Source organism: Gordonia sp. CPCC 205333 (assembly GCF_048537885.1).
In the GTDB taxonomy this organism is placed as follows: Bacteria; Actinomycetota; Actinomycetes; order Mycobacteriales; family Mycobacteriaceae; genus Gordonia.
Genome location: NZ_JBCLVI010000002.1, coordinates 209768 through 223905, shown reverse-complemented (window position 1 = coordinate 223905; position 14138 = coordinate 209768). Strand labels below are relative to the sequence as shown.

The window sequence follows — 14138 nt, the reverse complement described above, 5'->3', positions numbered from 1 at the left end:
ATATGTCACAAGCAACAGCTCCACGCACTGACGACTCCATAGTTGCTGCGCTCGGCGTCGGGGCCCGCAATCTGTGGGCTTTGACGTTCGGCGATGGGATCGGCGGTTCGGCCAGCACCGACCAGACGGTGCTATTCGACGACGATCACCGCGCACTTCGCCGTTACGGTGACGTCGGCGGCGCCCCGGTTCTGCTGGTTCCGCCCATCGCGGCACCGGCCAGTTGTTATGACCTGTCTGATGAATTCTCCCTGGTCAAGTATCTGCGAGACGCCGGTCGGACACCATATGTGATCGATTTCGGCGAGATTGGTTTTGGTGATCGGCGCCTGGGTTTTGAGGATTTCGTCCTCGACATCATTCCGCAGGCCATCAGGCGCGTCCTCGACGACTCGGGCACCGATCAGGTTGATCTGGTGGCCTGGAGTCTCGGCGGGACGCTGTCCTTGCTGACCGCCGCAGCAGCGGCCAAGCGCGGCGAAACGTCGATCCGCTCGATCACCGCGGTCGCGACGCCGTTGGACTACGACGCCTTGCCGGGATACCGAGAAGCGCGCGCGTTGATGCGCCCGACCGGAGGTAAGGCACCGCTGGTCCCGCTACGCCTCTTGGGCGGCATCCCCGCGCCAGTGGTCCAGGTCGCCTACCGTGCGACGTCGTGGCAGCGTGAACTGCGTAAGCCATTGTTCATCCTGCAGAATCTGCGCAACACCCAGACCCTGGAGCGGATGGAAGTCATCAACCGGTTTCAGCGCACATTCCCGGGATATCCGGGGCGGCTCACTGAACAGATGTGGGATCAGTTCATCTATCGCAACCGGCTGCGCACCGGGGAACTCACCATCGGCGACGTCGAGGTGGATTTGGCCGATATCGACGTGCCGATCCAGCTATTCGGCAGTCATCGCGATGCGCTGTGCAGCTGGACGGCGGCACAGCATGGCGTCGAACTGCTGACCGGTTCGCCTCGGGTCGAGTTCGAGACCGTCGAGTCGTCCCACCTGGGCTTGCTCGCTGGGCCGGACGCGGTCGCGAGTACCTGGCCCGTCATCGACAAGTTTCTGACGTCGATAGACCAGTCAGACGCCGATGCGGTGAAGGCGCGAGGCGGGTCAGCGTAGTAAGAGTGGGGGACGGGATGTTTGGTCGAATGGCGGCAGGCTTATGTGCGGCGGGGATGCTCATTGCGACCGCGGCGTGTTCGGACACGGCGTCACCGCCAGACATCGCTACCTCGTCGGCGACCGTTAGATCGTCAGTTGCGACCGCATCCGCACCTGCGACCTCATCCGCACCTGCAACGTCGGTTTCAACGCCACCGATGGTTGAGGGCCGTGAAGTCGCCAAAGACGAGTTGCTTCTCTTGACGGCGGCAGAGGCCGAACGACTTCTGAGATCCGGTGCGAACCCGATTTCTGTCGAGCAAGTGATGACCTTCCGCAAGGTTGCCCACCAAGAGGCCGACGGCAGCAATTGGATAGTGATCAACGTGTGTTTCGTCAGAGATGCCCCGGCTGTTGTGAGGCTGCTATCTCGGCCGCCCATCGAAACCACCGAGGCGGTCAAAGCCGAAGTGCGCGCGGGAAATTCACCAGACAACTTTCCTCGGGGCGAATGCGACGAATCGAAACTGTCCATAGACATCGGCTAACTGATTCCGATCTCGAATACCACCGGCGCGTGATCGCTCGCGCCCCTCAGTTTTCGGGTGTCGCGGTCGACCCACGCGTTGGTGATCCGATCATCGAGGGCGGGGGAGCACATCGCGTAGTCGATCCGCATCCCCTCCTTGCGGGCGAATCGTAATTGGGTGTAATCCCAAAACGTGTAGTCGTCACCGGCGAATGGTGCCGCGGAGTCTACGAAGCCGGTATCGGTGAACTCGCGCAAAGCATTTCGCTCAGGGTCGGTTACGTGTGTCTTGCCCTCGAAGTACTCGCGATCCCACACATCGTTGTCGGTCGGCGCGATATTCCAGTCTCCGGCCAGCATGATTTGCGCGGCCGGATCATGCACTTTCCACAGCGCTGAGATATCGCGAAGTGCGGTGAGCCACTTGAGTTTGTAGATGTAGTGCGGGTCGTCCACGGCTCGCCCGTTCGGCACATACAGACTCCACACTCGAATCCCGCCGCAGCGTGCGGAAATCGCACGGGCCTCCAACTCGCCCGTGGCATCGTCGGGAAACCTCGGCTGACCGGGGAAGGATGTCTCGATGTCTTCGAGGATTGTCCGCGACGCCAGTGCCACACCGTTTCGACCGCCGCTGCCGACATAGGCGACGTCATAGCCGGCGACCGCGAAGCTCATCGATGGGAATTCGCCGTTGTCACACTTGGTTTCCTGCATGGCCAGGACATCGATGTCGTTCTCGGTCAACCACTCGACAACGAGTTCGGATCGGGCCCGAATCGAATTCACATTCCAGGTCGCGATACGCACTTATTCACTCCCCCAACAGGATCGGCTCAACATCGACATTGCGCCATCGACGTCGCACCGACGCCCGAACGGTCGCCGGCACCGTGAGGACGACGGCGAAAGTAGCCCCGGGACGGGCCTGCCGATAGTGGTCGGCATAAAAGGTCAGCGCATCGGCGAACCAGCGCAGTTGGCGGGGCTCGTCGACCAGAAGCCGTTGCGCGCTGCTGATTTCAGTGACCAAAGGCGAGCCGGTCAAGTCGCGCATACAGTCGTCAAACGCATCCTTGTTGGCGCCGAAGTAGTCGGGGAATTCCCAGGCTCGGGCGAACTCGGAATACACACCCGCCAACCGGGTCATGTCAGCGCCGTCGACCCGGCGAGCGCCGGCCAGCTCGACTGCGGCGGCCTCGCTACGCAAGGCCACCACAGCACCACCGCGCCGGGCGCCATCGAGAAAATCGTCGAAAGTTACAGTGCCGCTCACGAATTGGGACCTCGGATCTTGACGAAGGTTCGGTAATGATCCAGGCTGTACCAGGCGCTGCCGTCGGCGGCGGTGATGATGCGTTCCGCATCGCGGCCCCGATTGGATGCCTTCGCGTTGATATCCCATTCCTGGTAGCGCATCACCTTGCCCGACAGGCTCTTCCGCGGTAGCCGGCCTTCGTTGTTGCGAAAGCTGCGGCCGCCCTGGGTGCCGGGAGCATTCGCGGCCTCGGGCCACCGCCCGGCGTCAATGAGTGCGAGCGTCGCACTCACTCGGGCCGGGATCTTGCCATTGCTTTTTGTCGAACTCGACCCGACCGCTGCGGAGGATGAGGAAACAGCTGACGGCGTGGTGTCGTCGCCGCGATTGGTGATAAGCCAGATCGCGCCGACCACAACGACGATGATGACGACGGCAATCGCCGATGCGATCGATTTGCGCCGGTTTCTGGCGATGGTCGCAGCCGACGGCTTACGCGGCGCGCGTGGTTTAGGTGAGGTTTCCGATGACATTACCCATCACCGTACGTGTCGAGCCGCAGGTGGCGCAGCACGTGGTGCAGTCGATACCCCGACGCCCGCAGGTTCTCACCGCTGGCCCGATCGGTCGCATCCACGGCGACGGCCTCTGCCGGGTTGTCGGGTTTCACCAGCACATGCATCACCGGTCCAACCCGAGTGCCGACCAGGTGTACGTCGGGAATCAACCGTTCGGGCAATGCGAGAATCGTTGGCAATCCGCGATCGGCATACCACCGCGAGATCGGGATCAGTGAGACGCCGTCGGCCCGCGCTCCGAGTTCCACCGGGAGTGCTGAATTATCAAGGGGAGCAATCGCATCCGCACGCAATAGCCATCCCGACTCGAGGTGGAATGTTGCGGTCGCCGCACGTGCCAGCGATTCGGCGACCGTGCGAATCTCCGAGTTGCGAACGGTCATGTAGGACAGCAACCGCACGGAGGTCACCTCGCGGCGGGATACCGAGATGCACTCACCGAGCTCCTTGGGGCCGGTGCCCTCGATGACTAGCGGATCGCCGGCATCGCGCAACAGCCCGGTCACATCGGTAAGTCGGCGGCCGTCGAGTCGGTACCGAACGACTATGCGGTCGCCGAGATATAGGTCCGAGGAGTCGATAGCCCGGTCAGTCATCCCAGCCGAAGGGATCGGAGACCGAACCCGGGGTCCAGGTCAGGCCGGGTACACCCCAGCCGTTCTTCTTGATCACCTTTTTCGCGGCACGCGCGTTGCGTCCGACGAGGACGTCAACGTACAGGAAGCCGTCGAGATGGCCCGTCTCATGCTGCAGCATCCGGGCGAAGAAGCCGTGCCCCTCGACGATGACTTCGTCGCCATTGCGGTCGACGCCCGTTACCCGAGCCCAGTCAGCGCGACCGGTGGGGAACTGCTCGCCGGGTACCGAGAGGCAACCTTCGTCGTTGTCGTCGGGATCGGGCATCGTCTCCGGGATCTCGGTGGTCTCCAGAACCGGATTGATGACCTCGCCGCGTTCGCGTTCGGTGGCCCGGGTGTCGCCCGCCGGGCAGTCATAGACGAACATGCGCTTACCGACACCCACCTGGTTCGCGGCCAGCCCGACGCCGTTCGCTTTGTCCATCGTTTCGTACATGTCGTCGAGTAGAGCGACGTCCTCCGCCGACGGTTTGCCGTCGGCGTCGAGGGTGACGAGTTCGGTTGGCCGATGCAAGACGGGTTCGCCGACGATACAGATCGGGAGAATAGCCATGGTCAGACAGATTACGCCCTGCCGCCCAAGCGTCCCGAGCGCGCCGGTATCGGAAAGTTTCCGGGCGAGTCATCGCGTGTCGGAGTGGGCTGACGTGGTTAGATATCAACGAACAACATTGCTGTGATTAACCCGAACTGCTCGGACCAGACTTGACTTTCGGTGCTGATACGTCGAAGGAACTCCCAGGTCAGCGGGTCGTGAACAGTGATGTGAGAGTAATTTTCACCAAGCGATTCTTTCAGGGAGCGAGATGGACGGCGCAGCGGCGCAGAGTCAGAATCAAGGTGATGCGAGCAAGCACGCGACCAATGCCGACACCTCGTCGCATATCGATCCGCACGAGGTCGGAGCGGACGGTCTGTCGCGACGGGAGCGTGACATCCTCGCATTTGAACGTCAGTGGTGGAAGTACGCCGGTGCCAAGGAAGACGCCATCAAAGAACTCTTCAGTTTGTCGGCGACACGCTACTACCAGGTCCTCAACGCACTCGTCGATCGCCCCGAAGCATTGGCGGCCGATCCGATGCTGGTCAAACGGCTGCGACGGTTGCGTGCCTCTCGGCAGAAGGCGCGTGCGGCCCGCCGCCTCGGATTCGATATCACCTGAGCGGTTTGTGTTGTCCGGGTCACCCCGAGCCGTGAGTTAAAGTTGCCGTGATGAATGCAGATCGCGAACCGAACCGTCTTCCGCTGCGAGCCGGCGCCATGTTGCTCCTCGCCATTGCGGTGGCCTGCATCGGACTGGGTGCCCATGATTTGGCGACCAGGGACGATGATCCGGACAAGGCGTTGGACCAAGTTGCCACCAGCACGCCGACGCCAGGCGGCTCATCTACACCGACGTCGACGACATCGTCCGCGACTGATGTCCGACTGTGTGTATTCAATGCCGGTTCGGTCAGCGGCCTGGCGCGTGAAGTCACCAACGACTTGAAGACGAAGGGCTATACCCTGGCGTCGCCGCAGAATCTGACGACATCGAGTTTCAGTGAGAATACGGTCTTCTACGACACCGACGGCGATGCGGGGAACACCAAGTCGGAGGCGGAAAAGGCTGCCAAAGACGTCCCGGGCGGAGCGAGCGTGGAAGAGCGACCGTCGAGTTTCACCCAGTGCGCAAGTGGTATCCCGGTCATCATGGTTTCGCGTTCTTAACCCAACCCGCAAGGAGTCGCAGTGAAGAATCGGACGGCAACATCCAACACGAGGAACGCTCGCACGTGGGCCCGTGTGGCAACGGCTGTCGGCGCGACTGGCGTTGTCGCACTTGGCCTTGCGGCCTGTAGCAATGGTGAGGAACCGACCGACGTACCGGGCACCACCCCGTCAGTGATCACCGGCGACCAGGCGCCTCCCGGCGACGTGAAGTCATCCGACGGTGAGTCGGAGAAGGCCGGAGCGGTCGCGAAGATCGTGGACACCAAGAATAACGTCGTGGGCACCGCCCTGTTCGCGCCCGAAGGTGGTGGCGTGAAGGTCACTATTGAAGTGACCAAGGGCGTCGCTGCGGGCTTCCACGGTTTGCACCTTCACTCGAACGGGGTATGCGACCCGTCGACATCGGAGCCGTTCTCCAGTGCCGGCGGACATTTGCAGGTCGCCGGACATACCGGGCATCCATCGAGCGGAGATCTGGTGTCGCTCAACGTTCTGAAGAACGGCACCGGCACCACGGTTACCACCACTGATGCAGTGACGTTGAGTCAGATCGTCGGCAAGTCGATCGTGATCCACGAAAAGCCGGACAACTTCGCCAATATCCCGTCGCGATACGCCCCCTCGGCGGACCAGACGACGATGAACACTGGCGATGCGGGCCCGCGCCTCGCGTGCGGTGTCATCGCGGCCAAAGAGTGAATCACGCGAGCTGTGCATGATCACACCCATCGAGTTCGTTGGATCGCCGCCGACACTCGGCGTCGAATGGGAGTTCGCGCTGGTCGACAGGGATACTCGTGACCTGTCGAATTCGGCTGCGGCACTTATCGATGGCGTTGTCGAGCTGGCCGGTGAAGAGATCACCGGCAAAGTGCACAAAGAGCTTTTGCGCAATACCGTCGAACTCGTCAGCGGTGTCTCCACGACGGTCGCCGAGGCGGTCGCCGACGTCGGGGACACGCTCTCGTTGGTGCGGTCGGTCGCAGGTGGGCTGGGCGTAGACCTCTACGGCGCCGGTACGCATCCATTCGCGCAATGGTCCACGCAGTTGCTCACCGAGGGGCATCGATACGCCGAATTGATCGAGCGTACCCAGTGGTGGGGACGTCAGATGATGATCTGGGGCGTACACGTGCACGTCGGAATCTCGCACCGCGACAAGGTGTTACCGATCGTCTCAGCGTTGCTCAAGTACTACCCGCACTTGCTGGCACTGTCGGCGTCGTCGCCGATGTGGTCGGGACAGGACACCTCGTACGCCAGTAATCGCGCGATGATGTTCCAGCAGTTGCCGACTGCCGGATTACCATTCCAGTTCACCCGCTGGAATGAGTTCGAAGCCTTTGTCGCAGACCAGAAGACGACTGGCATCATCGACCATCTCAACGAAATCCGTTGGGATATAAGGCCTTCGCCGCATCTTGGCACCATCGAAGTGCGGATCTGCGACGGTGTCTCGAATACGCGTGAGTTGTCAGCCCTCGTCGCCCTTACCCATTGCTTGATCGTCTACCTCGACCACACGCTGACTGGGGATCAACGCTCTGATCCTGCGGCCACTTTGCCGCAGATGGCTCCCTGGCTGGTGCAGGAGAATAAATGGCGCGCAGCGCGTTACGGACTCGACGCGATCATCATCCAGGATGCGCAGTGTAACGAGCGGTTGGTCACCGATGATCTTGCCGAGATTTTGGAGCGGCTCGCCCCAATCGCGCGGGAATTATCCTGTGTCGATGAACTCGCCGGTGTCGAGGAGATCGTTCGCCGTGGCGCGTCGTATCAACGGCAGCGACTGGTATACGAACGCAGCGCCGATATGCGTGACGTCGTGAGTTCGGTTGTCGCAGAACTGGGCTAGCCGGTTACGGCTTCGGTGACTCCGATTCGGGTTCGGGCTCTGAATTCGATAAACCGTCCTGCGCTCGTTGTTCGCGGTAGACCAGCCGACCGATTCGATGCGCGACCACCGGCGCGGTGATCAGCGCGAACAGACCCGCCAAAATCAGCATTCCGACATCGACGTTGCCCGCCAACCTGATTGACGCGCCCGCGAGGATAAGTAACAGGCCGAACGTCTGCGGTTTGGTCGCCGCGTGCATCCGGCTCAGGGTGTCGGGAAATCGCGCCAGCCCGATTGATGCCGTGAAAGCTACCAGGGCGCCGAGCAGAATCAGCGTCGTGCTGATGATGTCGCCGATCATTGTTGGTCATCCCGGACTCGGAAGCGGGCGACCGCCAATGAACCGAGGAAATTCACCAGCGCGATCGCGACGATGGAGGGGACCACGGTGGAATCCCGGCTGATCGCGGCCCACAGCGCCAGCCCGCACATACACAACGCGATCAGAACGTCGGCCGCGACCAACCGGTCCAATGTGCTTGGGCCGCGCAGGATCCGGTAGGTAGTCAACGCCGCTGAGAAGAGCAAGACCGCGCCAGCGATAGACCAGGCCGTCTGCATCACCGAGTTCATGATCGCTCCTCGTCGTCGATACCGTGATACGGGCTGGGATGCCATTCGCTATCCCGCTCGAATGCCTTGATGAACATCTTCTCGGTATACGCGACCTGTCGGTAGAACGCGCGTACCCGACGTTCACTGCTCACGTCGAAGACGTGGACGTATAAGAGCCGTCGACGGTGGTCGAGTTCCACCACCATCGTGCCCGGCACCAGATTGAGGTAGTCGATAGCGAGTGTGAGCACCATGTCGGACTTGATGGCGACGCGTACCCGCACGACCGCGCCGAGTGGAGGCTTGCCCGGCCGGATGGCCATCCATCCGACCTGGAAACTCGACACCGCGAAGTCGTAGAGCAATCTGATCACCAGAAGCGCAAGGGACAACGGGTGGATTCGACCTTCGACCGGTACCCGCGGCAGTGGCAGCAGCGTCACGATCGCTACCGCGAGGACAAGTCCCGCAATGACATTCGCCCATGACACAACACCCCACAGCAGCACCCACACGAAGGTCAGCCACGCTAGCGACCACAACCGAACGGCGACCTCGCGACTGTCGCTACCCAGCCAGTGTGGCAATCGAATGTGTCCGCGTACCCAAACCAGGGCCGATACCAGCGCCCAGAAGACGGACAACAGACTAAGACGCCACGCGTTGACGACCGCGGACCGAAATGACATCAGTTGCCCCCTTTCGCAGTACCGTCGAGTGCGTTGGGGCCGAGTACGGCTTCGAGATACACCGTGCGAGAAGTGATGTCGTGGGCCGCGCGTTCGGTGTAGGCGATGATCGGACCAGCCCAGATTGTCATCGCCAAGCCGACGATAACCATCGCGACGGTCGGCAGCACCATTGCCGGCGGCATCCGTCCGACGTCGGCACGTTCGGCGAACGCCGAGTCGGTGCTCTCATCGACCAGTGCCGACGGTCCGGCGTCGGAGAGATCGCCTTCCGGTGCGTCGGCGCGGGGCCGCCAAAATCCCTTAGTCCACACGCGGGCAACCACATACAGTGTCAACAGACTGGTAACCAACGAGCCGGCCACCAGCAGCCAGGCCAGAACAGACCCGTCCTGTGCGCCGGCTTCCAGTAGTGCCACCTTGCCGATAAAACCTGAAAACGGTGGAATGCCACCGAGATTCAGTCCGGGAATTAGATAGAGCACCGCCAGGAGTGGACTGGCGATCAGGCCGCCGAGCCGGCGCAGCGACGACGAGCCGGCTTGTCGTTCGATCAGGCCAACAACCAGGAACAACGTTGTTTGCACCAGAATGTGGTGCGCCACATAGTAGATCGCGGCCGACAATCCGAATTCCGATGACAGCGCGATACCGAAGATCATGTAGCCAATGTGACTGACGAGAGTGAACGACAACAGACGTTTGATGTCGGATTGCGCGATAGCGCCCGCGATACCGACGAGCATCGTAAGCAGTCCCGCGACGAGCAGGATGGTATCCATCGAGCCACCCGGGAACAGCAATGTATGGGTGCGAATGATGGCGTATACGCCGACCTTGGTTAGCAACCCGGCGAACACCGCGGTGACCGGTGCCGGAGCGGTGGGATAGGAGTCCGGCAGCCACGTCGACAGCGGGAAGACCGCAGCCTTGATACCGAACGCGACAAGTAGAACCGCGTAGAGAGCATTGCGGGTGCCCGACGGTACGTCGTCGAGCCGGATCGCCATCTCGGCGAGGTTCAGCGTGCCGGTGGTGGCGTAGGCGAATGCGATGCCGACCAGGAAGATCAGCGACGAGACCATCGACACGATTACATACGAAGCTCCCGCGCGAACCCGATCGCCACTCGCGCCAAGCGTCAACAGCACGAAACTCGCGGCGAGCAGGACCTCGAAGGAGACGAATAGGTTGAACAAGTCACCGGCGAGGAAAGCGTTGCAGACGCCGGCACACAGGATCAGATAGGTCGGCAGGAAAATCGAGACCGGCTGCTGCGTTGTGCCGTCGCGGATACCCTGGCCAATGGCGTACACGACCACCAGGAGCAGCACTGTCGTAGAGACCACCAGCATCAGCGCCGACAGTTGATCGACAACCAGCGTGATGCCCAGCGGGCCGTTCGGATAGCCCTTCTCGCCCCAACCGCCGATATGCACGGCATAGGTGCCGTTCTCGTTGGTCAGATACAGCATCAGACTCGACGCGATGAGTCCGATCGAGATCGCGGCGACGGTGACCGCGCGCTGGAAGCGGGGGTGACGTCCCTGCAGGAGCGTCAACGCGGCGGCACCGAGTGGCACGAGTGTCGGCAACACGATCAGCGTGGTGATCCACGAACTGTCGGGTGTCATTCGCGCACCTCCCCGGTGGGTTGCGACTCGGACGCATCATCGAGACAGAGTTCGTCGACGATGTCGGCGACCTCGTCGGGCATGAGGTCGGTCTCGATGACCTTGCGGTGACGTGCCACGAATTCCTCTGCGGTGAGCGGGTTTCCGTCGTCGTCGAAGTAGTCACCCGCGGCGGTGTCGGCGCCGGTGACCGGGTCGTCACTACGGTCGCGGTCGGGGGCGGTATGTATCGAACCGGTCAGGATCTTGACATCCTCGGTGTCGTCTTCGACATCGTCATCGTCTCGGTTGAGAACGAAGAGCCGATAGACCAGTGCCAGCACGAATGCCGCGACGCCCATCGTCAGCACGATCGCGGTGAGCACCATCGCTTGTGCGAGGGGATCGGCGTCTTGGGCGCGGTCGGCCGCGCTCTGACCTTTGATCGGCGGGTTGCCCATACCGCCGGTGATGACGATGATGAGCATGTTGATGCCGTTACCGGCCAGGATCAGCCCGAGCAGCATGCGGACCAGGGACCGTTCCATCAGCAGGTACGCTCCCGCGGCACCCAGAATCCCGGCGGCGATCAAAAGCCCGAGGTTGACGCTCATGCGCTCACCGCCCGCGAGCCGCTGATCTGACTCTCGACGTCGAGTCGCGCACCGAGACTGCGCAGAATGTCGAGGACCAGTCCCACGACGATCAGGTAGATGCCGAGGTCGAAGAACAGTGCGGTGACGATTTTGATGTCACCGAGCACGGGCAGTGTGAAGCTGAACATCGCCGACGACAGCGCCGGTGCGCCGAAGAGTAGCGACGCGATCGCGGTGCCCGCGGAGATAGCCAGACCGGCACCCAGGATCTTGCCGGGTTCGACCGGCAAGGCCTCGCCGAGTTCGTAGCGACCGCCCGCGAGGTAGCGCAGAACCAATGCGAGCCCCATGGTCAGCCCGCCGGCGAATCCGCCGCCCGGTGCGTTATGGCCCGCGTAAAAGAAGTAGACCGACAGCACGACCATCGTCGGGAAGATGAGGCGGGTGGTGGCTTCGAGCACCATCGAGCGATGTCGCGGATCACGTAGGTCGCTGCCCTTGAGCCAGGTGGTGCGGTCCGGTGGGATCGGATCGTCGTCGACGTCGGACAGTGCGACCGCGTCGGCGACTCGGGGTGCGGCACCGAATCGCCTGTTGCGGAACACCATTGACGCCACTCCGGTTGCCGCGACGATGAGCACCGACACTTCACCCAGAGTGTCCCAGGCGCGGATGTCGACGAGGATCACATTGACCGCGTTCGCGCCGTGGCCGAAAGTGTATGCGGCACCGGGAAGATCGACTTGCACGGGTGTGCTGTCGCGGGCCGCCGCGGCGAACAGACCGATACCGACGAGTGTCGCGCCGAATGCCACTGCCAGGGCGGCGCGCAGCGGTCGAAAACCGGTGGAGTGTCGCGGTTCCGGTTCGGCGGGGAGCTTGCGCAATACCAGTACGAAGATCACCAGGGTGAGGGTCTCGACCAAGAATTGGGTGAGTGCCAAGTCGGGAGCGCCATAGAGCGCGAATAGCGCGGCGCAGCCATAGCCGGTGACACTGACGACTATCACCGCGGCCAACCGATTGCGCAGCAGTGTGGCGGTTATGCCAGCGGTGACGATCACCGCGGCGATCACGATCTGCGCGGCATTCTCGAACCCCTTGATGGACAAGGTATTCCGGGATCCGGTGAACAGCATCGCGACGGGGAGCGCGATGGTGGTCAGCAGAATGATGCCGATGGTGATCGGTAACGACCCACGCTGAGTGTTCCGAGTCAGAGTCAGCGAGACGGTGTCGGCGCCGCGCAGGACGGCGTCGTAGATTCGGTCGGCGTTGACCAGCGGCCGATGGACAAAGAGGTGGTCGCGTTCGGCCCGCACGACGAGGAAGACGAGGATGCCGCCGACAATCGCGATCAGTGAGAACACCACCGGCAGTCCGAAGCCGTGCCACATCGCCAGATGTTCGATTTCGTGGCCATAGGTCGGCAGCGTATGCGCGTACGGTTCGAACAGATCCCCCAGCAGTGGGCTGAGGAATCCGGCGACAACACCCAACAGCGCCAACAGGATTGGTGCGAGCAGGAACATTCGAGTCGGCGGATGCATATTTCGGACGGCCGATGTCGGCGCCGTGCGGACCTTGCGGCCGAAGGCCCCCCACAGGAAGCGGGTCGCGTAGGCGAAGGTGAGGATCGATCCCGCGAGCAGGGTGAGGTCGACGACCTTGTCCTGCCAGTCCGACAACGCGCCGCTGGTCCAGATCGAGCCGAAGGCGGTTTCCTTGCCGACGAATCCGACGGTGAACGGCAGACCGCCCATGCTGGCGGCCGCGACGGCGGCGGTCAATGCGAGTACTGGAAGTCGCTCACCCAGCCGGGCGAGGCGTCGAAGATCGCGGGTGCCGGTTGCGTGGTCGATGATGCCGACCACCATGAACAGACATGCCTTGAACAGGGCGTGTGCGACCAGCATCGTCAACCCGGCCATCGCGACATTCGCGTCGCCGATACCAACTAGCACGGTCAGGAAGCCGAGTTGGGAGACCGTGCCGAAGGCCAGGATCAGTTTGAGGTCGAGTTCGCGCAATGACCGCCAGCCGCCCAGGATCATGGTGACCAGACCAAGGGTGATGACGACTACGTGCCAGCTGACGGTCGTCGCGAATGCCGGCGCGAGGCGAGCGACCAGGTAGATGCCGGCCTTCACCATCGCCGCGGCATGTAGGTAGGCGCTGACCGGAGTCGGAGCCGCCATCGCGCCGGGTAGCCAGAAGTGGAACGGGACGATGGCCGATTTGCTCAGTGCGCCAATGAGAATCAGGACGACTGCGGTATCGACCAACGTCGACGACGCAGGCGGATTCGCCAAGATGTCGGAGAGTAAAAAGCTGCCGGCTCGCTCGCCGAGCATGATGATGCCACCGAGCATCGCCAGACCACCGAGGGTAGTAACCAGCAGGGCCTGGGTCGCCGCGCGACGCGATGTCGCGCGCATCGCGTAGAAGCCCACGAGCATGAACGACAGCACCGTGGTGGCTTCCCAGAAGACGTAGAGCACCAGCATGTTGTCGGAGACCACGAGTCCGAACATGGCCGCGGCGAAGGCGATCATCTCGCCGCCGAAGGTCGCGACGCGTGGTCGGACTTCGTCGAAATAGTTGGCGCAGTAACACAATACGAGTGCGCCGATGCCCAGAATCAGTACCGACAAGATCGCAGCTAGGGTGTCCATCCGCAGCACGATCGACATATGCAGGACCGGGACCCACTCGAGTGTCTCGGTGTGCGGGGAACCGGCGGTCGGCCAGCTCGCGATCAGCCAGGCCAGTGCCGCAGCGGGCGCGAGTGCCAGCACGTAGAAGCCGCGCGTACCGAGCCGCATGATCACCATCGGTGCTAGAAGCGCGCACACGCAAAGCGCGACCAGCACTGAAATCACGGGCACTCCGATACGGTTGAGTCGGCCACTGTCGACGACGGGGTGTCACGGGAAATTATGTCCCGCAGGTATCCATCTTACCG

Annotated in this window: 16 protein-coding genes; 5 read left to right on the top strand and 11 right to left on the bottom strand. The window is 62.3% G+C overall.

The genetic code is table 11. The features are described 5' to 3' along the window. The first annotated feature begins 2 nt into the window (after positions 1-2). The gene (locus AAFP29_RS06665; RefSeq protein ID WP_419216565.1) at positions 3-1121 is read left to right on the top strand and encodes an alpha/beta fold hydrolase; all 1119 of its coding nucleotides are present in this window, start codon (positions 3-5) and stop codon (positions 1119-1121) included. Positions 1122-1647: 526 nt separating this feature from the next. Here the strand turns inward: AAFP29_RS06665 and AAFP29_RS06660 are convergent. The 5 genes from AAFP29_RS06660 to AAFP29_RS06640 are packed head-to-tail and all read right to left on the bottom strand — an operon-like array spanning position 1648 to position 4659. After that, complete coding sequence (locus AAFP29_RS06660) at positions 1648-2442, bottom strand: exodeoxyribonuclease III (RefSeq protein ID WP_419216564.1); 795 nt, start codon at positions 2440-2442, stop codon at positions 1648-1650. Positions 2443-2446: 4 nt separating this feature from the next. Beyond that, positions 2447-2908 carry a barstar family protein gene (locus AAFP29_RS06655; protein WP_419216563.1) on the bottom strand — a complete coding sequence of 154 codons (462 nt, stop codon included), beginning with the start codon at positions 2906-2908 and terminating at the stop codon, positions 2447-2449. After that, positions 2905-3423: a ribonuclease domain-containing protein gene (locus tag AAFP29_RS06650; RefSeq protein ID WP_419216562.1), complete on the bottom strand. Its 519-nt coding sequence runs from the start codon at positions 3421-3423 to the stop codon at positions 2905-2907. Before AAFP29_RS06650 ends, AAFP29_RS06655 begins: the two co-directional genes overlap by 4 nt. After that, positions 3423-4064, bottom strand: a complete 642-nt coding sequence (locus AAFP29_RS06645; protein ID WP_419216561.1) for a GNAT family N-acetyltransferase, cg3035/Rv0428c family — start codon at positions 4062-4064, stop codon at positions 3423-3425. The genes AAFP29_RS06650 and AAFP29_RS06645 overlap by 1 nt, the downstream gene beginning before the upstream one ends. Further along, the gene (locus AAFP29_RS06640) at positions 4057-4659 is read right to left on the bottom strand and encodes a peptide deformylase (protein WP_419216560.1); all 603 of its coding nucleotides are present in this window, start codon (positions 4657-4659) and stop codon (positions 4057-4059) included. The genes AAFP29_RS06645 and AAFP29_RS06640 overlap by 8 nt, the downstream gene beginning before the upstream one ends. A gap of 253 nt (positions 4660-4912) precedes the next feature. Here AAFP29_RS06640 and AAFP29_RS06635 point away from each other — a divergent pair, with 253 nt between their 5' ends. From AAFP29_RS06635 to AAFP29_RS06620, 4 genes are read left to right on the top strand one after another with little or no spacing between them, the layout of a single operon-like run. Then, the gene (locus tag AAFP29_RS06635) at positions 4913-5269 is read left to right on the top strand and encodes a DUF3263 domain-containing protein (protein ID WP_419216559.1); all 357 of its coding nucleotides are present in this window, start codon (positions 4913-4915) and stop codon (positions 5267-5269) included. A gap of 50 nt (positions 5270-5319) precedes the next feature. Continuing rightward, entirely contained in the window at positions 5320-5817 is a 498-nt protein-coding gene (locus tag AAFP29_RS06630; protein ID WP_419216558.1) for a LytR C-terminal domain-containing protein, read from the top strand. 21 nt (positions 5818-5838) lie between these two features. After that, the gene (locus tag AAFP29_RS06625; protein ID WP_419216557.1) at positions 5839-6519 is read left to right on the top strand and encodes a superoxide dismutase family protein; all 681 of its coding nucleotides are present in this window, start codon (positions 5839-5841) and stop codon (positions 6517-6519) included. A gap of 19 nt (positions 6520-6538) precedes the next feature. Beyond that, positions 6539-7678 carry a glutamate--cysteine ligase gene (locus tag AAFP29_RS06620; RefSeq protein WP_419217228.1) on the top strand — a complete coding sequence of 380 codons (1140 nt, stop codon included), beginning with the start codon at positions 6539-6541 and terminating at the stop codon, positions 7676-7678. Positions 7679-7682: 4 nt separating this feature from the next. On the opposite strand, the gene mnhG is transcribed toward AAFP29_RS06620, so the two are convergent. The 6 genes from mnhG to AAFP29_RS06590 are packed head-to-tail and all read right to left on the bottom strand — an operon-like array spanning position 7683 to position 14055. Next, positions 7683-8021: a monovalent cation/H(+) antiporter subunit G gene (gene mnhG, locus AAFP29_RS06615; protein WP_419216556.1), complete on the bottom strand. Its 339-nt coding sequence runs from the start codon at positions 8019-8021 to the stop codon at positions 7683-7685. Beyond that, the gene (locus AAFP29_RS06610) at positions 8018-8281 is read right to left on the bottom strand and encodes a monovalent cation/H+ antiporter complex subunit F (RefSeq protein WP_419217227.1); all 264 of its coding nucleotides are present in this window, start codon (positions 8279-8281) and stop codon (positions 8018-8020) included. Before AAFP29_RS06610 ends, mnhG begins: the two co-directional genes overlap by 4 nt. An 8-nt stretch (positions 8282-8289) precedes the next feature. After that, positions 8290-8964, bottom strand: coding sequence for a Na+/H+ antiporter subunit E (locus AAFP29_RS06605; RefSeq protein ID WP_419216555.1), 675 nt, complete (start codon positions 8962-8964; stop codon positions 8290-8292). Continuing rightward, positions 8964-10598 (bottom strand): Na+/H+ antiporter subunit D, encoded by a 1635-nt coding sequence (locus tag AAFP29_RS06600; RefSeq protein WP_419216554.1) that lies wholly within the window; start codon positions 10596-10598, stop codon positions 8964-8966. Before AAFP29_RS06600 ends, AAFP29_RS06605 begins: the two co-directional genes overlap by 1 nt. Beyond that, positions 10595-11191: a Na(+)/H(+) antiporter subunit C gene (locus AAFP29_RS06595; protein WP_419216553.1), complete on the bottom strand. Its 597-nt coding sequence runs from the start codon at positions 11189-11191 to the stop codon at positions 10595-10597. The genes AAFP29_RS06600 and AAFP29_RS06595 overlap by 4 nt, the downstream gene beginning before the upstream one ends. Further along, complete coding sequence (locus AAFP29_RS06590; protein WP_419217226.1) at positions 11188-14055, bottom strand: Na+/H+ antiporter subunit A; 2868 nt, start codon at positions 14053-14055, stop codon at positions 11188-11190. The genes AAFP29_RS06595 and AAFP29_RS06590 overlap by 4 nt, the downstream gene beginning before the upstream one ends. Positions 14056-14138: the final 83 nt, after the last annotated feature.